The organism is Pseudomonas sp. UW4, from assembly GCF_000316175.1.
GTDB lineage: Bacteria > Pseudomonadota > Gammaproteobacteria > Pseudomonadales > Pseudomonadaceae > Aquipseudomonas > Aquipseudomonas laurylsulfatiphila.
In genome coordinates this window covers 2,161,978-2,183,811 of sequence record NC_019670.1, presented here as the reverse complement: position 1 = coordinate 2,183,811, position 21,834 = coordinate 2,161,978, and the positions used below count along the sequence as shown (strand labels likewise).

Genomic DNA, 21,834 nt, shown 5'->3' with positions numbered 1-21,834 from the left:
CGGAACGCTCTCTAGTTTTTATTGGGCGGATCGGGAAGTAACAGCCTGGGAAACCACATTCGGCGCAAGCCCCAGGAACGGCGCCTTGGCCCACACGACCTTGCCGCCGACCAGCGTCAGCAGCACGCCATTGCGGCCCAGCTCCTCCTCGGGCACCTGCATGAAGTTCTTGTCGAGCACGATCAGGTCAGCGAACTTGCCGACTTCGACCGAACCCAGCACCGCATCCAGCTTCAGCTGCTGGGCGGCATTGAGGGTGATGCTGCGCAGCACTTCGGCTCGCGACATGGCCGGATCGCTGTTGAGTCGCCCGGCATACTTGGGTCCATAGCTATGCGGATTGGTGGGGTCGCCGGAGCGGGTAACACCGACTTTCAGCGCCAGGAACTCATCGAGGGGATCGACCGGCCAGTCGCTGCCAAACGCCACACGGCCACCGGCATGGGCGATGCTGCCCGAGGGCTCCATGCGTTCGAATCGCTCGGCGCCGAGGTGATCGCTGGTGCCGTCGACCGTGGACGGTGCCTGCTGCGCCCACTGGAACGACATGGTGGCCGTGACGTCCAGTGCCTTGAAGCGTGGGTAGTCGGCAGGGTCGACCGACTCGGCGTGCGCGATGGCCGGGCGCAAGTCCTGACCGGGCAGTTCCTTGCGCACGTAGGCGACGCTGTCCAGTGCATCGCGCACCGCGCGCTCGCCGGTGGCGTGCAGGTGCGGATCGAAACCGGCCTTGACCGCTTGCAGCAACAGCGGATTGAGCACCTGCGGCGGGAAGTACAATTCGCCCAGGTTCTTGCCCGGCGTCCACTTCGGCGCCTGTTCGGTGCCGCTGTTGTGCAGATACGGGGTCAACATGGCGCCGGTGTCCGCCGGGGCATTGATGATGCCGTCCATGAACAGTTTGACGTGGCGCATGTTCACGCCCGGCGCGACATGCACTTCGCCCTGGTCGTAGGTGTTGGCCAGGGCCTTGGCCTCGGCGATGGTTTTCACCGGGTCGGCGGCAGCGGCGGCCGGGTCCAGCTTGATCGCCAGCAAGGCTCGGGCGGTCAGTTCGCCGGACTTTTGCAGGTTGGTGAAGGCCTTGGCGCTTTCCGGTCCCGACAGGGCATCGAAGAAGCTGGTGATGCCCTGTTGGCGCATGGCGTCGAGGGCAGCACGGGTCTGGTTGAGTTTTTCTGCATCGGTGGCGGGCGGCACCATGGCAGCCAACGACTCGGCGGCGCCGTCCTCGCAGATGCCGTTCGGATTGCCGGCGCTGTCACGTCGGTACTTGCCGTCTTCGGGGTCGGCGGTGTTCTTGTTGATCCCGGCCAGCTCCAGGCCGCGAGAGTTGGTCAGCACGGTGTGAAAATCGGTAGAGCGCACCTGGATCGGACGCTTGGTCTTGAGCGCGTCCAGGGTCGACTTGTCGGCGTCGCCGTCAAGCCCGGTCATGCCCATGCGGTCCCAGCTGCCGACTTCCAGCCAGACATCCGGGCCCTTGTCCTTCTCGGCATCGAGGCAGGCCTGGATGCTCGCCTGAAACTGCGCACGGGTCATGGTCTGGTATTTCAGGTCGCACAGCGTCATGGCGCGACCGCCATCCCCCGGGTGCATGTGCGCATCGACGAAGCCTGGCATCAGCATGCGCCCGGCCAGGTCGATCAGTTGGGTTTGCTTGCCGATGTAGCCGTCGACCCCGGCATCGCTGCCCACGTAGACAATCTTGCCGGCGGAAATCGCGATGGCCTGTTGCACGGAATTCTGGCCATCGACCGTGTAGACGTAGCCATTGCGCATGACCGTGTCGGCGGGCGTCGCGCCCCATGCCATGCAGGAAAATGCCGTTGTCGACGCAACGGCGATGAACAACCTGGAAAGTCTCAAATGCCTCACCCCTGTTCTTATTGTTTTGAAGCGGCCCGAACGGCTGCACAAGCCCTTGTATAGACAGGGCCTACCCTATAGGGCGCAGCGTTCGAATGGACCTCTGCAAATGAGGAGGGGTCAGGCAAATAATTGAAACGGCTGGGATTAATCCCGGCGCACGGACTCCGTCAGCGCGCCCGGCGAGCGCAGGACCGAGCCCAATTCCACCTTGCTTTTCACACCGAGCTGCAAGTAGCAGTTACGCAGATAGGTGCGCACGGTCGCGGGGCTCAAGGCGAGGAGTTTGGCGATCTCTTTGTAGGAATGGCCGGCGGCGAACAGCATCGCTGCCGTGCGCTCCCGAGGTGCCAGGCCATCCCCGCCCGAGGGGGCTTCGAGGGACAGGATGACGTGTTCGGCGTTGGGGCTCAGGGTCAGGGCGCAGCGACCCAGACGGATCACGCAGGGGGCTTTGGACAATTGCGCGATCACCTCAGGTGGCAGCGTGGAACCGCTCCAGCCGGGCAGTTCGCGCTGGATGGCGACGCACAACCTGGCCCCCACATAGAGCAGACTGCCGTCCATACGCGCGATGCCAAAATCACTCGCGCCATTTTCGCTGTCGAAGCGAATCATGTCCTGCACCTGGAACCGCCACAGCTGGAACAGGTGATCGCAGAACGCCAAAAACAGCTCGGCTTCGTTCTCCTCGAACGCCTGTTCATCCTCACCCCGGTAGAGGCAGACGAAAAACATCAGGCCGCTTTCGGGCAATTCGTAGGTGATGCTCATCAAGTGATAGAGATCGAAGCGCCGGGCGAAATCATTGACTGCCTCGCAAGGGTCGGTGAAACCCTTGTCGCGCACCACTTCACCGGGATGATTGAGCGTGGCGTAGGAGAACTGATCGTTGGCCGCCACCGGATGCCATTCGGCGGCAAAGGATTCAGGGAGATTGATGCTGCCATGCATCCAGCTTTGCATGGGCACCTCAGGACCTGGCGCAGACATTTCGCCCCACCAGGCAGAGGCGAAGGGCACCAGTTGACCGAAGGCCTGCAGGCCATCGGCGATGAACCGCGACGCGCCGCTCTCCCGCGCCAGCCGACCAAGGTGCAGTACGCAATGATTGAACGCCTTGAGCGTGACCATCGTTGCGTCACCGTCGACTTTATTTCCCGCCCCCATCATTGCGATCCCGTTCACTGCATGGCCTTTCGTTTCGACGATGCCATAGGCCCCTGACGGGCGTCCAGCACGCAATGACATCATCGGTTACAAAGTGCTGTGCAACCCATACAACTGTGGCCGGCGGTCCTGATGCAGGTCGTTGCGGGCGCTGATGCGTTTGTTGCGCGCTTCGGCGAGGTTCAGCGTCGCCAGCAGGATTTGCTCGCCGCCCTGCTCCGCCGGCCCGGCCAAGGGGTAACCGTCAGCATCGACGATGACCGACCCTTGCACCCAGCCGACCCCGCGTTCATGGCCATAGCGATCGCATGCTGCAATGAACATGCGGTTCACCGAGGCATTGGCCTGCACCCGCAAGACTTCCGCCGGGCGCTCGGTCTGCGGCCGCGGACCGTCGGGCCAGTTGACCGGCGCACACAACAGATCGGCGCCAGCCAGTGCCGGCAGTCGCACCCACTCGGGGAATTCCAGGTCGTAGCAGATCAGCATGCCGAGCCGTCCATGCAGCGTTTCGACCACCGGCGGCGGTGCATCGCCAGCGGTGAAGATGTCCTTTTCGGCATCCCACAGATGCGCCTTGCGGTACACCGCACGCAGGCCATTGGCGTCGATCATCGCCGCGCTGTTGGCCAGCTCATCGCCGGGCAGGCGTTCGCAGAAGCCGCCGACGATCACCAGGTTCAGCTCACGGGCCAGGGCCTGCCATAACTGCAAGGTCGGACCGTCAACGGTTTCCGCCAGGCTCAGCGCTTCGTCGCGGTCGGCAAACAGATAGCCGCTCTGCACCAGCTCAGGCAGCACGACGACTTGCGCGCCCTGGTGCGCCGCCTGGCGAATCGCGCGCTCGGTGAGCGTGCGGTTGTAGGCCAGGTCACCTATTTTCGGTGCCAGTTGGCAACAGGCGACCAGGGTATTTTTTGCGTTGTTCAACGCCCTGCCTCCGCAGATGAATGGGTCATGGCGACGATGTCGCTCTCGCTCAGGGCATCGATCACCCGGCGTTCGGCGGCCAGGTCAATCGAACGGCTGAGCAGGTAATAGGTCAGCCCCGAGACCACCAGGCCCACCAGCCAGGCGATGTCCACGCCTTCGAGCACCCGCGCCAGCGGGCCGACAAAAACCTCTTTGCCGGCGGCGGCATCGAAGATGTAGAAGAACGGCACCATCGCGGCGAAGCCGATCAGGTACGAGACGATTCCGCGAAATTGCCAGGCGCCGTAGATGCCCTTCGGCGTGAAGAAATGCGGGATCGCATAGCGGCCCTTGCGCACGAAGAAGTAGTCCACCAGGTTGACGGCGGTCCACGGCACGAGGAAGTACAGCAACAGCACCAGGAAGGTGTTCAACAGCGCGATGCCGTCCCCTTTGATCGACAGCACGCAGGTCAACAGAACCACGCTGATCACACTGATCGACAGCACACGGGCGCGGGGTGTCGGGGTGATTTTCCGGATCGAGTCGACACCGGTCAGCAGCGTCAGCATGGCGCTGTAGGTGTTGAGCGCGATGATCGGCAGGAAGCCCGCCACCGAGACGATCACCAGCAGATTGCCCAACCCCGGCACCATGGAAGAACCGACCTGATTCAACGCCACCAGTGCATCCGCTGCTTTCAACTGCTGCGCCAGCCAGGCGCCGAGGCCGATCATCCAGCTGCCGGACAACGAGGCACCGATGAACACCGCCGCGATCAATTTCACCCGGCTGGTGTTTTTCGGCAGGTAACGGGAATAGTCGGACACGTAGGGCGCATAGGAAATGTTGTAGCTGGCACCGATGGCGAACAACGTGGCGAAGGCCACCCAGTTGAAGCCCAGATCGGTCGCCGGCGTGACACCTTCCTGACCCGCACCGAACATCAGGGCGATGGTCACCAGGGCGTACAGCGGCAAGGTCGCCAGCAAGGCCCACTTGAACGCCTTGTGCATCAGGTCGTGGCCGTAGATCGACAACAGCGCACCGATCAGCACCACGGTGACGGCGACGATGGTCGGGTCGATGCCGAAAACATGTTCAAGGCCGTTCATGATCAGCGAGATGTTGACCACGTTGAAACCGACGAATACGAACATCGTCGCCATCAACGCCAGGATCACCCCGCGATAGCCGAACTGGGCGCGGGACTGGATCATCTGCGGCAGGCCCATTTCCGGGCCCTGGGAGCCGTGGAACGCCATGAAAATGGTGCCGAACATGATGCCCAGGGCACCGGCGAGCATGGTCCACAGTGCGGACAAGCCGAGGCTCGGGCCGACAAAGCCGATGGAGATGGTGAAGAAGTGGAAGTTGCCCAGGAACCAGAACGGCCCCTGGCTGCCGAGTTTGGCGTGACGTTCGTTTTCCGGAATGTAATCGATGGAGTGGCCTTCGATGGCCAATCCGCCACTCGCCTCGGCGGCGCGCGCAGACACTGGGGAACCTGACATACGATTGTTCCTATGCTGGTGTTTGTTGTTTTTGTGGTTACAGCGCTCGCTACGACGTCCAGATCGGGTGAAACTCCAGAAAAAGCTGACGATGACGCTGGTTTCACGGCAATGTAGGGTGTGAGTCCGGGCAATAAAATATCGCAGGCACACTGTTCACATAGATCAGCACCTATGTAATCGACAATCGGGAGCCCTCATGCTGGGAACTGTAACGGAGCTGGATCTGCGTCTGATCCGGGTATTTCTGACCGTCGTCGAGGCGGGCGGCATCTCGGCGGCGCAAACCGCCCTCAACGCCACGCAACCGACGATCAGCGCGCAATTGGCGACGCTGGAAGCGCGGGTCGGTTTTCGTCTGTGCGAACGCGGGCGTGGCGGGTTTTCCGTCACGCCCAAAGGCACGCAGTTCATCGAGGCGGCCCGACGCTTGCTGGCGGCGGCCGAAGGATTCCGGGTCGAGGTACAGCACATCAACCGCAAAGTCTCGGGCAGCATCAACATCGGCCTGCTGGGGCAAATCGATCCGGTGGCGAACAAGAAAATCGGCCTGGCCATTGCCCGTTTGCGGGCTCGGCACGAGGGGCTGTACTTCCATTTCACCGAGCTGTCGTCGTCCCTGCTGGAAGAGAAAATCATCAACGGCCATATCGACCTGGCCATTGGTTACTTCTGGCACCGCTTGCCCAGCATCGATTATTTCCCGCTGTTCCCGGAAACCCAGATTGCCTACTGCGCCCCCTCGCATCCGCTGTTCGGCCAGGTCGGCGCACTGACCCGCGAAGATGTCAGCGGCTTTGACTGGGTCTGGCCGAGCCATCCGCTGCCGGAGATGCCGGCCCCCACCTCCATCGAACGCCTGACCGTGCTCACCGACAGCATGGACGGCGCCGCCCTGCTGATCCTGTCCGGCCAGCACCTGGGGTTTCTGCCACAGCACTACGCGACCCGGCATGAACAGCTGGGGCAATTGCACCCGCTGAACCCGGATCTGCTGCGTTATGAGGTGAGCTTTCATGCAGCGGTGCGGCATTCATCTCGTCAGAAGGATCTGGTGAGTGCGTTCCTCAACGAGCTGATCGAGATTTTCGGAGCGGTGTAGGGCCCTGTGGGAGCTGTGGGTCAGCTGACATCAACGCTGGCTGTAATGGCGCCTTCGCGAGCAAGCCCGCTCCCACAGGGTTAGTGGGTGTACGCAACATCTGCGAGCAACCGGGATTACTGTGGGAGCCTGCTTGCGAAGGCGGTGGGTCAGCCAGCATCAATGTTGAATGTGCTGGCCTCATCGCGGGCAAGCCCGCTCCCACAGGGTTAGTGGGTGTACGCATCATCTGCGGGCAACCGGGATTACTGTGGGAGCGAGCCTGCTCGCGAAGGCGGTGGGTCAGCCAGCATCTATGTTGAATGTGCTGGCCTCATCGCGGGCAAGCCCGCTCCCACAGGGGGATGCGGTGGTTTCAGAAATGGATGTCCTTGGCCGGGACCACATCGATCCGCGCCACGGAACCGGTCAGCTTTGCAAGGTCCTTGTTGTGTTCGGCGATGATGTCTTCGGCGGTCTGGTTGCCGTTGTCGACGGTGGAATGTGCGTCGCTCGCCAGCACCACGTCGTAGCCCAGTTTCAGGGCCTGGCGCACGGTGGTATTGATGCAGTAATCGGTTTGCAAACCACAGATGACCAGGCGCTCGAATTCTTGCTCCGGCAACTGTTTTTGCAGGTGGGTCTTGTAGAACGAATCCGGAGTGGTCTTGCGTACGAGCAGGTCCTTGGGCGAGGTTTGCAGCCCTTCGGCCAGTTGCCAACCGGCAGCCTTATGCGTCAGCGGACTGCCCACTTCTTCGTGCTGGATCAGCACCACTGTCACGCCGGCCTTGCGCGCCCGGGCTGACAGGTCATTGATGGTGTTGATGACCCGTCCGATCTCGAAGCACTCGTACTCACCGCAACACAAGGCCTGCTGGACGTCGATGATTAACAACGCAGTGGTCATGATTTCCTTCCTTGAACGGTCGATGGTTCAGGGGACGAACATAAGCCCGTCCCCCTCCGGGCACAACCCTCAATAACCCAGCGACAACCCGGTGTTGCGCCGAGGGTCGTTCGCCCCGTAGAAACGGTTCTTGCCCACCGGCTTGCCACCCAGGGACGGCGCACCGACGAGGATCGCCGCCAGGTGGTTGGCGTCCTGTGGACCGGCAAACTTGTGTCCCCAGCTTTCGAGGATCTTCACCGTGTCCGGGCTGGTGGTGAAGGCTTCCAGGTTGGTCTCCTCCGGCAGCCACTGCTGGTGGAAACGCGGTGCATCCACCGCTTCCTGGATGTTCATGCCGTAGTCGATCACGTTGAGCATGGTCAGCAAGGTCGCGGTGATGATGCGGCTGCCACCCGGAGTGCCGACCACCATCACCACTTTGCCGTCCTTGGTGACGATGGTCGGGCTCATGGACGACAGCGGCGCCTTGCCGGGTGCGATGGCATTGGCCTCGCCCTGCACCAGGCCGTACATGTTCGGCACGCCGATTTTCGAGGTGAAGTCGTCCATTTCATCGTTGAGGATGACCCCGGTCTTGCTCGCCATCACGCCCGCGCCGAACCAGTCGTTGAGGGTGTAGGTCACCGACACCGCGTTGCCCCACTTGTCGACGATGGAGTAATGCGTGGTGTTGTTGCCTTCATGAGGCGCTACGCCGGGCTTGAGCTCACTCGATACCGCGGCTTTTTGTGGATTGATCGCTTCGCGCAGCTTGGTCGCGTAGTTTTTATCCAGCAGGTGGGCAATCGGGTTCTTCACGAAATCCGGATCGCCCAGGTAGCTGTTGCGGTCCACATAGGCGTGGCGCATTGCTTCGATCTGATAGTGCATGCCCTGGGCCGAGTGATAGCCCAGATCCTTCATCGGATAGCCTTCGAGAATGTTCATGATCTGGCAGATCACCACGCCGCCGGAGCTCGGTGGCGGTGCCGAGACCACGTGGTAGCCACGGTAGTCGCACTCGATGGGCGCCAGTTCGCGGGTCTTGTATTTGTCGAGGTCGGCCTGGGTGATGATGCCCTTGTTGGCCTGGCTGGAGGTGACGATGGCGTCGGCCACCCAGCCCTTATAGAAGCCGTCGGCGCCTTTCTCGGAGATTTCCCGCAGGGTTTTGCTCAGGTCCTTTTGCACCAGCTTCTGGCCGACCTGCATCGGCTCGCCGTTACTGAGGAAGATCGAGCCGGAATCCTTGATGTCCTTCTTGAACATGTCGGTGGCGTAGTCCAGCAGATCGACGTCGCCCTGCTCCAGTACGAAACCGTCTTCGGCCAGCTTGATGGCCGGGGCGATGATTTCCTTGCGCGGCTTGGTGCCGTACTTGGACAGCGCCAGTTCCATGCCCGAAACGGTACCCGGCACACCCACGGCCAGGTGGCCACGGGTACTGAGATCGGGAACGACGTTGCCGTCCTTGTCCAGGTACATGTTGGCGGTGGCGGCCAGCGGCGCTTTTTCACGGAAGTCGAGGAAGGTCTTGCGCCCGTCCGCCAACTGAATGGTCATGAAACCGCCGCCGCCGAGGTTGCCTGCCGCGGGGTACACCACCGCCAGCGCATAGCCGACCGCGACCGCTGCATCGACCGCGTTGCCGCCGTTCTTGAGCACATCCACGCCCACATGGCTGGCCAGGTGCTGGGCGGTGACCACCATGCCGTTTTCCCCCGTCGCCGGGGCCACGGAGGCGGCGTGAGCAGTCAGGCAGCTGAGAGCCAATGAGGTCGCAATCAGCGATTTGGCAAAAGGTTCGTACTTCATGAGTCGGTCTCTTCTTGTTATTAACCAGGGGAACGCTTCAAAATCAGTGAGCAAGTATGGTCGGGATTACGTATTGCGCCTCCTCGTCGACACAGTATCCTTAACGCTTGTTCAGCCATTTCCCGCGAGCCCTGGCATGACCTATACCTGCATCACCGTGGCTTCCCCGGTCGGCCAGTTGAAGCTGGTGGCGAACGGTTCGCGACTGGCAGCCATCCTCTGGGAAAACGACAAACCCGGGCGGGTGCGCCTTGGCCCGATGAGCGAGGCGCCGGACAACCCGATCCTGGTGCGCACCGCCGCGCAACTAAGCGAATATTTTTCCGGCACCCGCGATCGCTTCGAACTGGAACTGGACTTTGCCGGCACGCAATTTCAGAAAAAGGTCTGGGCGGCGCTGCTGACCATCCCGTTCGGCGAGACCCGCAGCTACAGCCAGATCGCCGAACAGATCGGCAACCCGGCGGCGGTCAGGGCGGTGGGTGCGGCGAATGGCAAGAACCCGATTTCGATCGTGGCGCCGTGTCACCGGGTGATTGGTGCGTCGGGAAAGCTCACCGGGTTTGCCGGCGGGCTGGAAGCGAAGGCGTTGTTGCTCACCCTTGAAGGCGGGCAAACGCCCGGCACCGCGCGCCTGCCCGGCTTTTGACCTTGTAGGAGCTGCCGCAGGCTGCGATCTTTTGATCTTGCATTGAAAAGATCAAAAGATCGCAGCCTGCGGCAGCTCCTACGGGGAGATCAGGATTGGTTGAAAAGGTTTTTCATCGCCGCATACTGCAGCAGCATGATGGTCTTGGCGTCGCAGATCTCGCCACGGTAGAACGCTTCGAGGGCGTCGTCGAACGCCCACTCCAGCACTTCCAGTTCTTCGGTTTCCGCCTCCAGCCCGCCACCGTCGCTGACTTTCAACCTGGCGTCGTATTCGGCAATGAAGAAGTGCAGTTTTTCCGTCACCGAACCGGGGCTCATGAACGCTTCGAACACCTTCTGCACATGGTGCACGCGGTAACCCGTTTCTTCCTCCGCTTCATCGCGGATGCGGTCTTCAGGCGCCGCGCCTTCCAGCAACCCCGCCGCCACTTCGATCAACAGCCCGTCGTGACCGTTGACGAACACCGGCAGGCGAAATTGCCGGGTCAGTACCACGGTTTTCTTTTCGCGGTTGTACAAGAGAATCGCCGCGCCGTTGCCACGGTCGTAGACCTCTCGCGTCTGGCGTTGCCACTCGCCGTTGTTGCGTTGGTAATCGAAGGTGATTTTCTTCAGCAGGTACCAGTCGTGGGACAACACCTGGGACTCAAGGATGTTGACCCGCTCGGTTGTGTTCGACATGACAACGCGTCCTGTTATTTGTCAGAGAGTGCACATGTTAGGTGAAAACCTGCCTCCTCAAGCAAGCTGCGCCTTGTACTCCTTCTCGTATTGCCCGGCCAACGACTCTTTCTGTTTGTCGTCGAGCAGCTTGCCGGCCATCTGGAAGAACTTCTGCTCTTCTTCCTCGAGGTGGTGATGCACCTTCTCCGAAAGCTTCTTCGCGGTCACCAGCCAGGCCGGGCTGGACATTTCGGTGTCATCGAGCGCCTCCATCATTTCGTCCATTTCGTGATGTTCGGCGATGCCATGACGGCTGAGGTCGACCCCGTTGTCGAACTTCATCAGCGGAATGTAGAAATGCCGCTCTTCGGCCGTGGCGTGAGCCTGCAATTCTGACTTGAGTTGCTTGTACGCCTCGACCCGCTCAGGCGTATCGCCGCTGGTATGGATCAGCGCCTTGGCATAGGTCCGTTGGCGTTCGTGGCTTTCGCGCAAGGCTTCAAAAATGTTCACGGGGCGTTGTCCTCATCAGCGGCGTCTGGAGTGACGCGTCTTAAGGAATGACAGCTGTGCGTTGGCGACGGTTCAACTTTCCCGGGGATGGAACAATCACAGCAACCGGGATAGGCTGCGGCTTCACTGCCATAAGGATATAGCCATGAACCTGCGTATCGAACTGTCGCAAAACCCCACGGAAGAACAACGCCAGGCCATCCTCAAGCCATTGCGCGCCTACAACGGCTCGAAGGCCGAAGGCAACGTGCCCGAGCACATCGCCTTGCTGGTGCGCGACGACAACGACGAGATCCTCGGCGGCCTGCATGGCCGATTGTTTTACCAGTGGCTGTACATCGACTTGCTGGTGGTGCCGGAACAGGCACGGGGACAGGGCCTGGGTTCGAAACTGATGCAGATGGCCGAGGACCTGGCGCGGGAACGGCATTGCGTCGGTCTGTGGCTCGACACCTTCGAATTCCAGGCGCCGGAGTTCTACAAGAAATGCGGCTACAGCGAGATCGGGCACATTGCCGATTACCCGCCGGGGCACAAGCACTTCTTCTTCCAGAAGCGCCTGAGCTATTGATCCATACCGCCCCCCCTGTAGGAGCGAGCTTGCTCGCGAAAAAAACCGGAACACCGCGGGGTGTCAGGCACCCAGCGTTTTCGTTGTCGACCATCGCGAGCAAGCTCGCTCCTACAGGGGGGTACAGCGTCAGATCAGAGGCAAGTCGCCAACGCCGCCAAGCGGCGCTTGGCCACGAAATCATCCTTCTGTGCGTAGTAGCTCAACACCGTGCCCGAGGCATCGGTGGTCACGTCGACGAAGGACTCCGCCGAACGGGTATAAACGGTCGTGCCGCCCTTCTCGCCAGGCTCCAGATAGGCGGCGGCATCAACGCCGAACACAGCCTCGTCCTGCCAGGAAAACTGCACGCACTGGGCAACGTCCTTTCCCGGTTTTTCCGAGTTCAGGGTTTTGTACGGGGCCTTGGTGCGGGCGTCGTTCATCGCCGAGCTGGCGCATCCGGCCAGCAAGGTCACGGCCAGCGCCACCATCAGAATTCGCATTGCATTCACTCATCGGGAAAAAGCGGACTTTATCACCCCGGCAGCCCGTATCGTTCTGCTTTACTGCATTTATAGCGCGACAGCGCACAACGATTCGCGCACCCTGTCGCGCCAATATCGCCCCATCGCAGCCCTGACTGGAAATCTGATGACACCTAATGCCGAGTTCTACAAACCGAGCACTGAATATGCCGACAAGCTGATCAGCCAGATCGGGCAGACGCCGTCCTGGATCGCCAAGCGAATCGGCGTCACCGACAAGCGGATTCGCTACATCCTCGACGGCGAAAGAACCGTCAAAGGCGAAACCACGCCGATCCAGATGACCTACACCGAACAGTTTGCCCTCGAATGCCTGGCGGCAGCGGCCAAGGCCAGCAAGAAGCAATCCTCGTAATCCGTTCTCAAGGAGCGACCATGGCGGCAACCGAGCAGCAACATGAGCAGGCACTGAAGCGATTTCTCGACGAACGCCCCGAGTTGCGCCACGACCTCGACAACCTCAACCCGTTGCAGGCCCAGGCCAAGGGTGAAACCCCGGCGCAGTACCGCGACGAACGCTTGCACGAAGCCTTCGAAGCCGAGGCAGAACGGCAAGGATTGTTCGCCTGGGAGCTGACGCTGCAACTGACGGCTGCTACGGCCGAAGACTACGAAGCGCAGCGCCTGGAAGTGCACCGGGAAGTCGCGGAAATGGCCGGTATGGACTGGCTCGAGTATTGCGAGTTGAATGGGATAAAACCCTAAGCACTGTTCAAGGATGCCGTCGCCCATGCTGCCCAACACCGCCAGGACCCACGCCAGCCCCGGTCACTTGCACACGCAGAAATGGCGCGGGCGCATAGGCCTGAGCCTGGTGGCCATGCTCTCGGTACTCGCCGGCATGACCGACGCCATCGGCTTCATGGCCAGCGGCGACTTCGTCTCGTTCATGAGCGGCAACACCACCCGGATGGCTGTCGCCATCAGCACTGGCGACCTTGGCTTGACCTTGCGCCTGGTGATACTCGTCGCCACCTTCATCGTCGGCAACGCGCTGGGCATTATCGTCAGCCGCCTGGGTCGCCGTCGGGCCCTGCCGCTGCTGTTGTGCATCGCCACCCTGCTGTGCGCCGCCGCAGCCTGGCCTTATGAGGCGCAACTGCCGGCCCTGCTGGCGGCGATCATTGCAATGGGCATGCTCAACGCCGCGGTGGAAGAAGTGAACGGCCTGCCGGTGGGCCTGACTTACGTTACCGGCGCCCTGTCGCGTTTCGGCCGCGGACTGGGCCGCTGGATGCTCGGCGAGCGCCGTAACGGCTGGCGCGTGCAACTGATCCCATGGACCGGCATGTTCGCCGGTGCGGTACTCGGTGCCGTGCTGGAACATCACCTGGGGCTCAAGGCGTTGTTTGCCAGTGGCCTGCTGGCTGCCGCGCTCGGGGTATTGTCGTTGAAGATCCCGCGGCGCTGGCAGTTGGGGTACATGCCGCGCTGAGACTGGTGTTGACTGTGGTGCCGCCTTCGCGAGCAGGCTCGCTCCCACAGTGGACCTGTGGTGATTGCTGATTTGTATCCGACACAAATCCCTTGTGGGAGCGAGCCTGCTCGCGAAGAGGCCCGCCCGGACAACATCACTTTGGCCGCCCCGCCGATAAAGCTTTATCATGGCCGCAGTTTCGCTGATCGAGTCTGTCATGAAGTTCGCCATCGCCGTGTTTTCCGCCGCCCATGCGCCCTCCTCGCGCCGCGCCCTGCTGTTCGCCCAAGCGGCGCTGGCCGGCGGGCATGAGATCGTCCGGCTGTTTTTCTATCAGGATGGTGTCTACAACGCGTCCGCCAGCGTGGTCACGCCCCAGGATGAAGCGGACTTGCCCAAGCAATGGCGCGCCTTTGTCAGCGACCACCAACTCGACGGTGTGGTGTGCATCGCCGCCGCCCTGCGTCGTGGAGTCTTGAATGAAGAAGAAGCCCGGCGCTATCAACGCGAGGCTGTTGCCGTCGGTGCGCCGTGGGAATTGTCCGGCCTCGGCCAATTGCATGATGCGGCGCAGGATGCCGACCGCCTGATCTGTTTCGGAGGCGCATGACATGGCCAAATCCATATTGATCATCAGCCGCCAGTCGCCATGGTCCGGCCCGGGCGCGCGGGAAGCGCTGGATATCGTGCTGGCCGGCGGGGCCTTCGATCTGCCGATTGGCCTGTTGTTTCTCGATGACGGCGTGTTCCAGCTCGCCGCCAGCCAGAACGCCAGGGCCTTGCAACAAAAAGACCTGAGCGCCAACCTGCAAGCCCTGCCGATGTTCGGTGTCGAGGAACTGTTCGCCTGTGGCGACAGCATCGCCCGGCGCGGCCTCGACCCGAGCGGCCTGGCGCTGGAAGAAGCCCGGGTGTTGGCCGCCCACGAAATCACCGCCCTCATTGATCGTTACGACCAGGTGATCACCCTCTGATGTCGACTTTACATGTGTTGTCTCACTCCCCGTTCGCTGACGAACGCCTGACCAGTTGCCTGCGCGTGATCGGTGCCAACGACGGCTTGCTGCTGTCCGGCGATGCCGCCTATGCGTTGCAACCAGGCACTGTACCGTTCACGGCACTCAGCACCCGTGGCCTGAAGCTGTTCGTCCTGACCGAAGATGCCCAGGCCCGTGCGCTGGTGGTTCCGGACTGGGCCCGGGCCATCGATTACCCGGCCTTCGTCGAACTGTCGATTCACTATGACAAGGTCAACAGTTGGCTATGAATGCATTGACGGTCGGCGCCCGCGCCATCGAGCTGGACAAGGACGGCTTCCTGGTCGAACTGAATGACTGGTCTGCCGATGTGGCCAGCGCCCTGGCGGCTGCCGAAGACATCGAGTTGACGCCCGAGCACTGGGAAGTCCTCGAACTGCTGCGCAGTTTCTACGCCGAGTTCCAGTTGTCACCGGCCACCCGCCCGTTGATCAAGTACACCGCATTGAAACTCGGCCCGGAAAAAGGCAACAGCCTGCACCTGAACCGACTGTTCAAAGGCACCCCCGCCAAACTCGCCGCGAAGCTGGCGGGCCTGCCCAAACCGACGAATTGCTTATGACCGATTACCCAGCACTGACCCTCGAAACGCCCGCCGAGCACCCGTTCGCCCAATTCGTGCGGATCCTTGGCAAAGGCAAGCGCGGCGCCCGTGACTTGACCCGGGTCGAGGCCCGCGAGGCCATGGGCATGGTGCTCGATGAAAAGATCGAGGAAACCCAGCTCGGCGCATTCCTGATGCTGTTGCGGCACAAGGAAGAAAGCGCCGAGGAAATGGCCGGGTTCACCGAAGCCTTGCGCGAACGCCTGAACCCTCCGGCGCTGGCGGTGGACCTGGACTGGCCGACCTACGCCGGCAAGAAACGGCACTTGCCGTGGTACCTGTTGGCGGCCAAGTGCCTGGCGCAAAACGGCGTGCGGATTTTCATGCATGGCGGCGGCGCCCACACGGCCGGTCGCTTGTACAGCGAGCAACTGCTGGGTGAGTTGAACATCCCGCTGTGCCGCAACTGGCAACAGGTCGGCTCCGCGCTGGATAACGGCGGCCTGGCCTTCATGCCGCTGGTGGACTGGGCACCGCAGCTGCAACGGATGATCGACCTGCGCAACACCCTCGGTCTGCGCTCGCCGATCCACTCGCTGGCGCGGATTCTCAATCCGCTGGGTGCGCGTTGCGGCCTGCAGAGCATTTTCCACCCCGGCTATCAGGCCGTGCATCGCGATGCCAGCGGCTTGCTCGGCGATACCGCGATCGTGATCAAGGGCGATGGCGGCGAAATCGAGATCAACCCGGACGCCGACAGCCATCTGTACGGCACCACTGGCGGCCAGAGCTGGGACGAGGAATGGCCGCAGTTATCGGCGCAACGTCATGTCAAACCCGCCTCGCTCGATCCCGAGCACCTGAAAGCGGTGTGGCGTGGCGATGTGGTCGACAGCTACCCGCAAATGGCCCTGATCTCGACCATGGCCCTGGCCCTGCGTGGACTCGGCCAGAGCCGCGAACAGGCCTTTGAAACCGCCGGGCAATACTGGGCCGCGCGCAACAAATCGATTTAACCGATAATTCACGCCCGATCTTTGCGCTTTTTGTTCGAACCCATGGGAATAGACTCGACTCCAACGATTATTGGCTTCGGGAGTCTTGAACATGGGTTTGTTAGTCGATGGCCGCTGGCAGGACAAGTGGTACGAAAGCAGCAAGGACGGCGCGTTCCAGCGTGAACAGGCGCAGCGTCGCCACTGGCTGACCGCAGATGGCAAGCCGGGACCGACCGGCGTCGGCGGTTTTGCCGCAGAACCCGGTCGCTATCACCTATACGTGTCCCTGGCCTGTCCGTGGGCCCATCGCACCCTGATCCTGCGCAAACTCAAAGGCCTCGAAAGCCTGATCGACGTTTCGGTGGTCAGTTGGCTGATGCTGGAAAACGGCTGGACCTTCGACAAAGCCCTGGGCTCCACCGGCGACAAGCTCGATCACTTCGACTTCATGCACCAGCGCTACACCGCCGATACCGCCGACTACAGCGGCCGCGTCACCGTGCCGGTGCTGTGGGACAAACAGCACAAACGCATCGTCAACAATGAATCATCGGAAATCATCCGCATGTTCAATAGTGCCTTCGACGATCTGACCGGTAACGACCTGGACTTCTACCCGGCGCCGCTGCGCGGTGAGATCGATGCGTTGAACGAGCGGATTTATCCGGCGGTGAACAATGGCGTGTACCGCGCCGGGTTTGCCACCTCGCAACAGGCTTATGAACAAGCCTTCGACGAGGTGTTTGCCGAACTGGACCGCCTGGAGCTGCTGCTGGGCGCCAACCGCTATCTGGCTGGCGAATACCTGACCGAAGCGGACATCCGCCTGTTCACCACGCTGATTCGCTTCGATGCGGTGTACTACGGGCACTTCAAGTGCAACCTGCGGCGGATTGCGGATTATCCGAACCTGTCGAACTGGCTGCGGGAGATCTATCAGTGGCCGGGGATTGCCGAGACGGTGGATTTTGAACACATCAAGCACCACTACTACGCAAGCCATCGCACCATCAACCCGACGGGTGTGGTGCCCAAGGGGCCGGCGCAGGACTTTACCGTGGCCCATGATCGGGAGCGGTTGAGTGGGAAAGGGGTTTGGCGCAGAGGTTGAGTAATTCGGTGCTTTTGAAGGCCCCATCGCGAGCAGGCTCGCTCCCACATTGGATCTGTGTCGTTCACAAATCCCCTGTGGGAGCGAGCCTGCTCGCGAATGGGGGCAACTCGGTCTCTAGACCTGCCCCTGAGCCCCTTCGAACCACGCCAGTTTCTCGCGCAGTTGCACCACTTCACCGACGATCACCAGGGTCGGCGCATGCACTTCATGCTCCGCCACCAATCGTGGCAAGTCGGCCAGGGTTCCGGTGAAGACGCGCTGGTTGACCGTTGTGCCCTGCTGGATCAACGCCGCAGGGGTATCAGCACCGCGACCATGCTTGATCAACTGCTCGCAGATGATCGGCAAGCCCACCAGGCCCATGTAGAACACCAGCGTCTGCGCCGGCGCGACCAGATCGGCCCACGGCAAATCGGTTGAGCCGTCCTTCAGGTGCCCGGTGACAAAGCGCACCGACTGCGCGTAATCGCGGTGGGTCAGCGGAATCCCGGCATAGGCCGCGCAACCACTGGCCGCGGTGATCCCCGGCACGACCTGGAACGGGATGCCATGGGCCGCCAATTCTTCGATCTCTTCACCGCCACGACCGAAGATGAACGGATCGCCGCCCTTCAGTCGCACTACACGCTTGCCCTGTTTGGCCAGGTCCACCAATTGCTGGTTGATCTGATCCTGCGGCACCGCGTGATCGGAACGGCGCTTGCCGACGTAAACCCGCTCGGCGTCGCGACGGCACAGTTCGAGAATCGCCGGTGCCACCAGACGGTCGTACAGCACCACGTCGGCTTGCTGCATCAGACGCAGTGCCTTGAACGTCAGCAGATCGGGATCACCTGGCCCTGCGCCCACCAGATAGACCTCACCGGTCGCCACAGGGGCTTCACCATCGATTTTCGCCTGGAGCAATCGCTCGGCTTCAGCGCCCTGCCCGGCCAGTTGCCGATCGGCAACCGGGCCCTGGAAAACATCCTCCCAGAATGCCCGACGCTGCTGCACATCCGGAAACAGGCCTTTGACCTGGTGACGAAAACGCGCCGCCAGACCGGCCAGTTGACCGTAGGTGGAAGGAATCCAGGTTTCGATCTTGGCGCGGATCAAGCGTGCCAGCACCGGCGCATCGCCACCGCTGGACACGGCAATGATCAACGGGGAACGGTCAACGATGGCCGGGAAGATCACGCTGCACAGGGCCGGCGCGTCCACGACGTTGACCGGCACGCAACGCCGATGGGCATCGGCGGAGACTTGTGCATTCAGCGCTTCGTCGTCGGTGGCGGCAATGATCAGCCCGCAACCGTCCAGGTCCGCCTCGGCGTAGCCACGCAACAGGCACTCGCCACCGCTGCCGGCAACCAGTTCGCGCAGTTGTGCTTCGATTTCAGGTGCAACCACCCGCAGCTGCGCACCGGCATCGGCCAGCAGGCGGGATTTGCGCAAGGCAATTTCCCCCCCGCCGACGACCAACACACGACTGCCGCGAAGGTTGTGAAACAGCGGCAGATATTTCATTTAGCCGATGACCTCAAGGCCACCCATGTACGGCTTGAGAACCTCGGGCACACGGATCGAACCGTCGGCCTGCTGATAGTTCTCCAGCACCGCCACCAGGGTGCGACCCACTGCCAGGCCGGAGCCGTTCAGGGTGTGTACCAGTTCCGGCTTGCCGGTTTCCGGGTTGCGGAAGCGCGCCTGCATGCGGCGGGCCTGGAAGTCGCCACAGTTGGAGCACGATGAGATTTCGCGGTACTTGTCCTGGCTCGGGATCCACACTTCCAGGTCGTAGGTCTTGACCGCGCTGAAGCCCATGTCGCCGGTGCACAGCGCCAGGGTGCGGTAAGGCAGTTCCAGCAGTTGCAGGACTTTCTCGGCGTTGGCGGTCAGGCCTTCCAGCGCTTCCATCGACTTCGACGGCTCGACGATCTGCACCATTTCAACCTTGTCGAACTGGTGCTGACGGATCATGCCGCGGGTATCACGACCCGATGCGCCGGCTTCACTGCGGAAGCACGGCGTGTGGGCGACGAACTTGATCGGCAGCAGTTTCGAATCGACGATTTCTCCGGCGACGATGTTGGTCAGCGACACTTCGGCGGTCGGGATCAGGTACAGGTCGGCCTCGCCTTCGCGGGCGATCTTGAACAGGTCTTCTTCGAACTTCGGCAGCTGACCGGTGCCTTGCAGCGCCGGGGCCTGGACCAGGTAAGGCGTGTAGGCCTCTTCGTAGCCGTGCTCGGTGACGTGCAGGTTAATCATGAACTGCGCCAGGGCGCGGTGCAGACGGGCGATCGGGCCACGCAGCAGGGCGAAACGGGCGCCGGACAGCTTGGCGGCGGTTTCGAAGTCCAGCCAGCCGAACTTCTCACCCAGGGCAACGTGGTCCTGAACCGGGAAATCGAAGGCAGTCGGGGTCCCCCAACGGCGCACTTCGACGTTGCCGTCTTCGTCTTCGCCAACCGGCACGGATTCGTGCGGCAGGTTGGGAATACCCAGCAGGATCGAGTCCAGTTCGGTCTGGATCGCGTCCAGTTCGACTTTACCGGCGCTCAATTCGCCCGCCATGCGCTCGACATCCGCCATCAGCGGCGCGATGTCTTCGCCACGCTGCTTGGCCTGACCGATGGATTTGGAGCGCGCGTTACGTTCAGCCTGCAGTGCTTCGGTGCGGGTCTGGACGGTCTTGCGCTGTTCTTCCAGCGCTTCGATGCGCGCAACATCCAGCACAAAGCCACGGGATGCCAGGCGGTCCGCTACGTCCTGAAGGTTGCTACGTAACAGTTTGGAATCGAGCATGTCGGTTTCTCGTTTATCAAAGTTTGGTCAAGGACAGGCCGGCCCAGGTGGCAAGCAGCCCGCCGAATACGCTGAGTGCCGCATAGCCCAGGGCCAGCGGCACTTGCCCGCTTTCCAGCAGGCGCACCGTATCCAGTGAAAAGGATGAAAAAGTCGTCAGCCCCCCGAGGAAGCCGACCATCAACCCGGCGCGCACCTCGATAGGCACCTCCGGGCGTATCAAAAACAGACCGTATAGAACGCCGATCAGCAAACAGCCCACGATATTAACGGCCAGCGTCGCGGTATAGAAGTGCCGCGGCCAATTCGCGTTGATCCAGTTACCCGTGGCAAAGCGCAACAGCGTGCCGGCCATCCCGCCGACGGAAACCGCAACGATCAAGGGAAGCACTATTTTCTCCGCTGCCGGGGGCTTAAACGGTCGAGTTTTGCCAAGTGGTTGAGTTTTTCGCCGATCTTCAACTCCAGGCCACGGGGCACCGGCTGATAGAACGGAATCGGGTCGAGTTCTTCGGGGAAATAGTCTTCCCCGGCGGCGTAAGCATCCGGCTCGTCGTGGGCATAGCGGTATTCGTCGCCATAGCCCAATTGTTTCATCAGCTTGGTCGGCGCGTTGCGCAGGTGCAGCGGCACTTCCAGCGAGCCATGTTCGGCGGCGGCGCGCAGTGCGGTCTTGAAGCCCATGTACACCGCGTTGCTTTTTGGCGCGCAGGCCAGGTAGGTGATGGCCTGGGCCACCGCCAGTTCGCCTTCGGGGCTGCCGAGACGCTCCTGCACTTCCCAGGCCGCCAGGCACAGGCTCAGGGCGCGCGGGTCGGCGTTGCCGATGTCTTCGCTGGCCATGCGCACCACGCGCCGGGCCAGGTACAGCGGGTCGCAACCGCCGTCGATCATGCGCGCGAACCAGTACAGCGCGCCGTCGGGGTTGGAGCCGCGCACCGATTTGTGCAGCGCGGATATCTGGTCGTAGAAGGCTTCGCCACCCTTGTCGAAGCGTCGACGGGTGTCGCCGAGCAGGCTCTGAAGGAGCTCGGTGCCGATCTCGCTGTTGTCTTCGGCCAGGTCCGAGGCGTTTTCCAGCAGGTTGAGCAGGCGTCGACCATCGCCGTCCGCGGCCGACAGCAGCATCTGGAAGCCTTCATCGCTGAGGGTCAGGTTGCGCTTGCCCAGGCCCCGCTCTTCGGTCAGCGCGCGCTGCACCAGTTTGCGCAGGGCCGCTTCGTCGAGGCTCTTGAGCACGTAGACGCGGGCGCGGGACAGCAAGGCGTTATTGAGTTCGAACGAAGGGTTTTCCGTGGTCGCGCCGATGAAAATCAGCGTGCCATCCTCGACATAAGGCAGGAACGCGTCCTGCTGGGACTTGTTGAAACGATGCACTTCGTCGACGAACAGAATGGTGCGGCGGCCGTACTGCGCGGCCTGCTGCTTGGCGATTTCCACCGCCTGACGGATCTCCTTGACCCCGGCCAGCACCGCCGAGACCGTTTCGAAGTGCGCATCCGAGACTTCCGCGAGCAATCGCGCCAGGGTGGTTTTGCCCACACCCGGCGGTCCCCAGAAAATCATCGAATGCAGGGCACCCTGCTCCAGCGCTTCGCGCAAGGGCTTGCCGCGAGCGAGCACGTGTTCCTGACCGACGTACTCGTCCAGGTTGGCCGCGCGCAGGCGGGCGGCCAGGGGCTGGGCGATGGGGGTGCTGCGAAACAGGTCCATCACGTACGTTTAAAACCTCGTCTTATTACGTAGCTTTCATGTC

General features: G+C 61.9%; 25 protein-coding genes. 12 read left to right on the top strand and 13 right to left on the bottom strand.

Annotated elements, in window-relative coordinates:
- Nucleotides 1-18: 18 nt before the first annotated feature.
- From PPUTUW4_RS09480 to PPUTUW4_RS09465, 4 genes are all read right to left on the bottom strand, one after another.
- Nucleotides 19-1,815 carry an amidohydrolase gene (locus tag PPUTUW4_RS09480; protein WP_015094422.1) on the bottom strand — a complete coding sequence of 599 codons (1,797 nt, stop codon included), beginning with the start codon at nt 1,813-1,815 and terminating at the stop codon, nt 19-21.
- Nucleotides 1,816-2,016: 201 nt separating this feature from the next.
- A complete protein-coding gene (locus tag PPUTUW4_RS09475; protein ID WP_041474819.1) occupies nt 2,017-3,039 on the bottom strand; it encodes a helix-turn-helix transcriptional regulator in 1,023 nt (340 codons plus the stop codon).
- 87 nt (nt 3,040-3,126) lie between these two features.
- Complete coding sequence (locus PPUTUW4_RS09470) at nt 3,127-3,969, bottom strand: nitrilase family protein (RefSeq protein ID WP_015094420.1); 843 nt, start codon at nt 3,967-3,969, stop codon at nt 3,127-3,129.
- On the bottom strand, nt 3,966-5,465 hold the full coding sequence (locus PPUTUW4_RS09465; protein ID WP_015094419.1) for a cytosine permease: 1,500 nt from the start codon (nt 5,463-5,465) through the stop codon (nt 3,966-3,968). The genes PPUTUW4_RS09470 and PPUTUW4_RS09465 overlap by 4 nt, the downstream gene beginning before the upstream one ends.
- A 199-nt stretch (nt 5,466-5,664) precedes the next feature.
- On the opposite strand from PPUTUW4_RS09465, the gene PPUTUW4_RS09460 reads away from it, so the two are divergent.
- On the top strand, nt 5,665-6,567 hold the full coding sequence (locus tag PPUTUW4_RS09460) for a LysR family transcriptional regulator (protein WP_015094418.1): 903 nt from the start codon (nt 5,665-5,667) through the stop codon (nt 6,565-6,567).
- A gap of 355 nt (nt 6,568-6,922) precedes the next feature.
- Here PPUTUW4_RS09460 and PPUTUW4_RS09455 read toward each other — a convergent pair whose 3' ends face one another.
- Both PPUTUW4_RS09455 and ggt read right to left on the bottom strand, forming a co-directional pair.
- Nucleotides 6,923-7,456: a cysteine hydrolase family protein gene (locus PPUTUW4_RS09455; protein ID WP_015094417.1), complete on the bottom strand. Its 534-nt coding sequence runs from the start codon at nt 7,454-7,456 to the stop codon at nt 6,923-6,925.
- Nucleotides 7,457-7,525: 69 nt separating this feature from the next.
- Complete coding sequence (gene ggt / locus PPUTUW4_RS09450; RefSeq protein WP_015094416.1) at nt 7,526-9,253, bottom strand: gamma-glutamyltransferase; 1,728 nt, start codon at nt 9,251-9,253, stop codon at nt 7,526-7,528.
- 136 nt (nt 9,254-9,389) lie between these two features.
- Here ggt and PPUTUW4_RS09445 point away from each other — a divergent pair, with 136 nt between their 5' ends.
- A complete protein-coding gene (locus PPUTUW4_RS09445) occupies nt 9,390-9,902 on the top strand; it encodes a methylated-DNA--[protein]-cysteine S-methyltransferase (RefSeq protein ID WP_015094415.1) in 513 nt (170 codons plus the stop codon).
- A gap of 89 nt (nt 9,903-9,991) precedes the next feature.
- Here PPUTUW4_RS09445 and PPUTUW4_RS09440 read toward each other — a convergent pair whose 3' ends face one another.
- Together PPUTUW4_RS09440 and PPUTUW4_RS09435 are read right to left on the bottom strand one after the other, a co-directional pair.
- Nucleotides 9,992-10,585 (bottom strand): NUDIX domain-containing protein, encoded by a 594-nt coding sequence (locus PPUTUW4_RS09440; RefSeq protein ID WP_015094414.1) that lies wholly within the window; start codon nt 10,583-10,585, stop codon nt 9,992-9,994.
- A gap of 57 nt (nt 10,586-10,642) precedes the next feature.
- Nucleotides 10,643-11,080: a hemerythrin domain-containing protein gene (locus PPUTUW4_RS09435; RefSeq protein WP_015094413.1), complete on the bottom strand. Its 438-nt coding sequence runs from the start codon at nt 11,078-11,080 to the stop codon at nt 10,643-10,645.
- A 145-nt stretch (nt 11,081-11,225) separates the two neighbouring features.
- Between PPUTUW4_RS09435 and PPUTUW4_RS09430 the strand changes: the two genes are divergently transcribed.
- On the top strand, nt 11,226-11,651 hold the full coding sequence (locus PPUTUW4_RS09430; RefSeq protein WP_015094412.1) for a GNAT family N-acetyltransferase: 426 nt from the start codon (nt 11,226-11,228) through the stop codon (nt 11,649-11,651).
- A gap of 134 nt (nt 11,652-11,785) precedes the next feature.
- Here PPUTUW4_RS09430 and PPUTUW4_RS09425 read toward each other — a convergent pair whose 3' ends face one another.
- Nucleotides 11,786-12,136, bottom strand: a complete 351-nt coding sequence (locus PPUTUW4_RS09425) for a hypothetical protein (protein WP_015094411.1) — start codon at nt 12,134-12,136, stop codon at nt 11,786-11,788.
- Between the two features lie 148 nt (nt 12,137-12,284).
- Between PPUTUW4_RS09425 and PPUTUW4_RS09420 the strand changes: the two genes are divergently transcribed.
- The 9 genes from PPUTUW4_RS09420 to PPUTUW4_RS09380 all read left to right on the top strand — a co-directional run bounded on the left by PPUTUW4_RS09420 (nt 12,285) and on the right by PPUTUW4_RS09380 (nt 17,285).
- The gene (locus tag PPUTUW4_RS09420; RefSeq protein ID WP_008015571.1) at nt 12,285-12,533 is read left to right on the top strand and encodes a hypothetical protein; all 249 of its coding nucleotides are present in this window, start codon (nt 12,285-12,287) and stop codon (nt 12,531-12,533) included.
- A 20-nt stretch (nt 12,534-12,553) separates the two neighbouring features.
- The gene (locus tag PPUTUW4_RS09415; protein WP_015094410.1) at nt 12,554-12,883 is read left to right on the top strand and encodes a DUF6388 family protein; all 330 of its coding nucleotides are present in this window, start codon (nt 12,554-12,556) and stop codon (nt 12,881-12,883) included.
- Nucleotides 12,884-12,908: 25 nt separating this feature from the next.
- Nucleotides 12,909-13,613 carry a YoaK family protein gene (locus PPUTUW4_RS09410; protein ID WP_015094409.1) on the top strand — a complete coding sequence of 235 codons (705 nt, stop codon included), beginning with the start codon at nt 12,909-12,911 and terminating at the stop codon, nt 13,611-13,613.
- A gap of 199 nt (nt 13,614-13,812) precedes the next feature.
- On the top strand, nt 13,813-14,205 hold the full coding sequence (tusD, locus tag PPUTUW4_RS09405) for a sulfurtransferase complex subunit TusD (RefSeq protein WP_007977064.1): 393 nt from the start codon (nt 13,813-13,815) through the stop codon (nt 14,203-14,205).
- Nucleotide 14,206: 1 nt separating this feature from the next.
- Nucleotides 14,207-14,569 carry a sulfurtransferase complex subunit TusC gene (gene tusC, locus PPUTUW4_RS09400; RefSeq protein WP_015094407.1) on the top strand — a complete coding sequence of 121 codons (363 nt, stop codon included), beginning with the start codon at nt 14,207-14,209 and terminating at the stop codon, nt 14,567-14,569.
- On the top strand, nt 14,569-14,862 hold the full coding sequence (gene tusB, locus PPUTUW4_RS09395; protein WP_015094406.1) for a sulfurtransferase complex subunit TusB: 294 nt from the start codon (nt 14,569-14,571) through the stop codon (nt 14,860-14,862). Before tusC ends, tusB begins: the two co-directional genes overlap by 1 nt.
- Nucleotides 14,859-15,194 carry a TusE/DsrC/DsvC family sulfur relay protein gene (locus tag PPUTUW4_RS09390; protein ID WP_015094405.1) on the top strand — a complete coding sequence of 112 codons (336 nt, stop codon included), beginning with the start codon at nt 14,859-14,861 and terminating at the stop codon, nt 15,192-15,194. Before tusB ends, PPUTUW4_RS09390 begins: the two co-directional genes overlap by 4 nt.
- The gene (locus tag PPUTUW4_RS09385) at nt 15,191-16,192 is read left to right on the top strand and encodes a glycosyl transferase family protein (protein WP_015094404.1); all 1,002 of its coding nucleotides are present in this window, start codon (nt 15,191-15,193) and stop codon (nt 16,190-16,192) included. The genes PPUTUW4_RS09390 and PPUTUW4_RS09385 overlap by 4 nt, the downstream gene beginning before the upstream one ends.
- A gap of 91 nt (nt 16,193-16,283) precedes the next feature.
- Nucleotides 16,284-17,285, top strand: coding sequence for a glutathione S-transferase family protein (locus PPUTUW4_RS09380; RefSeq protein WP_015094403.1), 1,002 nt, complete (start codon nt 16,284-16,286; stop codon nt 17,283-17,285).
- Nucleotides 17,286-17,402: 117 nt separating this feature from the next.
- Here PPUTUW4_RS09380 and cysG read toward each other — a convergent pair whose 3' ends face one another.
- From cysG to PPUTUW4_RS09360, 4 genes are read right to left on the bottom strand one after another with little or no spacing between them, the layout of a single operon-like run.
- A complete protein-coding gene (cysG, locus tag PPUTUW4_RS09375) occupies nt 17,403-18,797 on the bottom strand; it encodes a siroheme synthase CysG (RefSeq protein WP_015094402.1) in 1,395 nt (464 codons plus the stop codon).
- Nucleotides 18,798-20,078 carry a serine--tRNA ligase gene (serS, locus tag PPUTUW4_RS09370; RefSeq protein WP_015094401.1) on the bottom strand — a complete coding sequence of 427 codons (1,281 nt, stop codon included), beginning with the start codon at nt 20,076-20,078 and terminating at the stop codon, nt 18,798-18,800.
- A 16-nt stretch (nt 20,079-20,094) separates the two neighbouring features.
- On the bottom strand, nt 20,095-20,469 hold the full coding sequence (gene crcB / locus PPUTUW4_RS09365) for a fluoride efflux transporter CrcB (RefSeq protein WP_008049383.1): 375 nt from the start codon (nt 20,467-20,469) through the stop codon (nt 20,095-20,097).
- A complete protein-coding gene (locus PPUTUW4_RS09360; protein ID WP_015094400.1) occupies nt 20,469-21,791 on the bottom strand; it encodes a replication-associated recombination protein A in 1,323 nt (440 codons plus the stop codon). The genes crcB and PPUTUW4_RS09360 overlap by 1 nt, the downstream gene beginning before the upstream one ends.
- Nucleotides 21,792-21,834 lie beyond the last annotated feature (43 nt).

Coding starts and splice junctions, on each gene's coding strand:
- PPUTUW4_RS09480 (WP_015094422.1), bottom strand. CDS start 1,815: ATGGCATGGGGCGCGACGCCCGCCGACACGGTCATGCGCAATGGCTAC.
- PPUTUW4_RS09475 (WP_041474819.1), bottom strand. CDS start 3,039: ATGGGGGCGGGAAATAAAGTCGACGGTGACGCAACGATGGTCACGCTC.
- PPUTUW4_RS09465 (WP_015094419.1), bottom strand. CDS start 5,465: ATGTCAGGTTCCCCAGTGTCTGCGCGCGCCGCCGAGGCGAGTGGCGGA.
- PPUTUW4_RS09460 (WP_015094418.1), top strand. CDS start 5,665: ATGCTGGGAACTGTAACGGAGCTGGATCTGCGTCTGATCCGGGTATTT.
- PPUTUW4_RS09455 (WP_015094417.1), bottom strand. CDS start 7,456: ATGACCACTGCGTTGTTAATCATCGACGTCCAGCAGGCCTTGTGTTGC.
- ggt (WP_015094416.1), bottom strand. CDS start 9,253: ATGAAGTACGAACCTTTTGCCAAATCGCTGATTGCGACCTCATTGGCT.
- PPUTUW4_RS09445 (WP_015094415.1), top strand. CDS start 9,390: ATGACCTATACCTGCATCACCGTGGCTTCCCCGGTCGGCCAGTTGAAG.
- PPUTUW4_RS09440 (WP_015094414.1), bottom strand. CDS start 10,585: ATGTCGAACACAACCGAGCGGGTCAACATCCTTGAGTCCCAGGTGTTG.
- PPUTUW4_RS09430 (WP_015094412.1), top strand. CDS start 11,226: ATGAACCTGCGTATCGAACTGTCGCAAAACCCCACGGAAGAACAACGC.
- PPUTUW4_RS09425 (WP_015094411.1), bottom strand. CDS start 12,136: ATGCGAATTCTGATGGTGGCGCTGGCCGTGACCTTGCTGGCCGGATGC.
- PPUTUW4_RS09420 (WP_008015571.1), top strand. CDS start 12,285: ATGACACCTAATGCCGAGTTCTACAAACCGAGCACTGAATATGCCGAC.
- PPUTUW4_RS09415 (WP_015094410.1), top strand. CDS start 12,554: ATGGCGGCAACCGAGCAGCAACATGAGCAGGCACTGAAGCGATTTCTC.
- PPUTUW4_RS09410 (WP_015094409.1), top strand. CDS start 12,909: ATGCTGCCCAACACCGCCAGGACCCACGCCAGCCCCGGTCACTTGCAC.
- tusD (WP_007977064.1), top strand. CDS start 13,813: ATGAAGTTCGCCATCGCCGTGTTTTCCGCCGCCCATGCGCCCTCCTCG.
- tusC (WP_015094407.1), top strand. CDS start 14,207: ATGGCCAAATCCATATTGATCATCAGCCGCCAGTCGCCATGGTCCGGC.
- tusB (WP_015094406.1), top strand. CDS start 14,569: ATGTCGACTTTACATGTGTTGTCTCACTCCCCGTTCGCTGACGAACGC.
- PPUTUW4_RS09390 (WP_015094405.1), top strand. CDS start 14,859: ATGAATGCATTGACGGTCGGCGCCCGCGCCATCGAGCTGGACAAGGAC.
- PPUTUW4_RS09385 (WP_015094404.1), top strand. CDS start 15,191: ATGACCGATTACCCAGCACTGACCCTCGAAACGCCCGCCGAGCACCCG.
- PPUTUW4_RS09380 (WP_015094403.1), top strand. CDS start 16,284: ATGGGTTTGTTAGTCGATGGCCGCTGGCAGGACAAGTGGTACGAAAGC.
- cysG (WP_015094402.1), bottom strand. CDS start 18,797: ATGAAATATCTGCCGCTGTTTCACAACCTTCGCGGCAGTCGTGTGTTG.
- serS (WP_015094401.1), bottom strand. CDS start 20,078: ATGCTCGATTCCAAACTGTTACGTAGCAACCTTCAGGACGTAGCGGAC.
- PPUTUW4_RS09360 (WP_015094400.1), bottom strand. CDS start 21,791: ATGGACCTGTTTCGCAGCACCCCCATCGCCCAGCCCCTGGCCGCCCGC.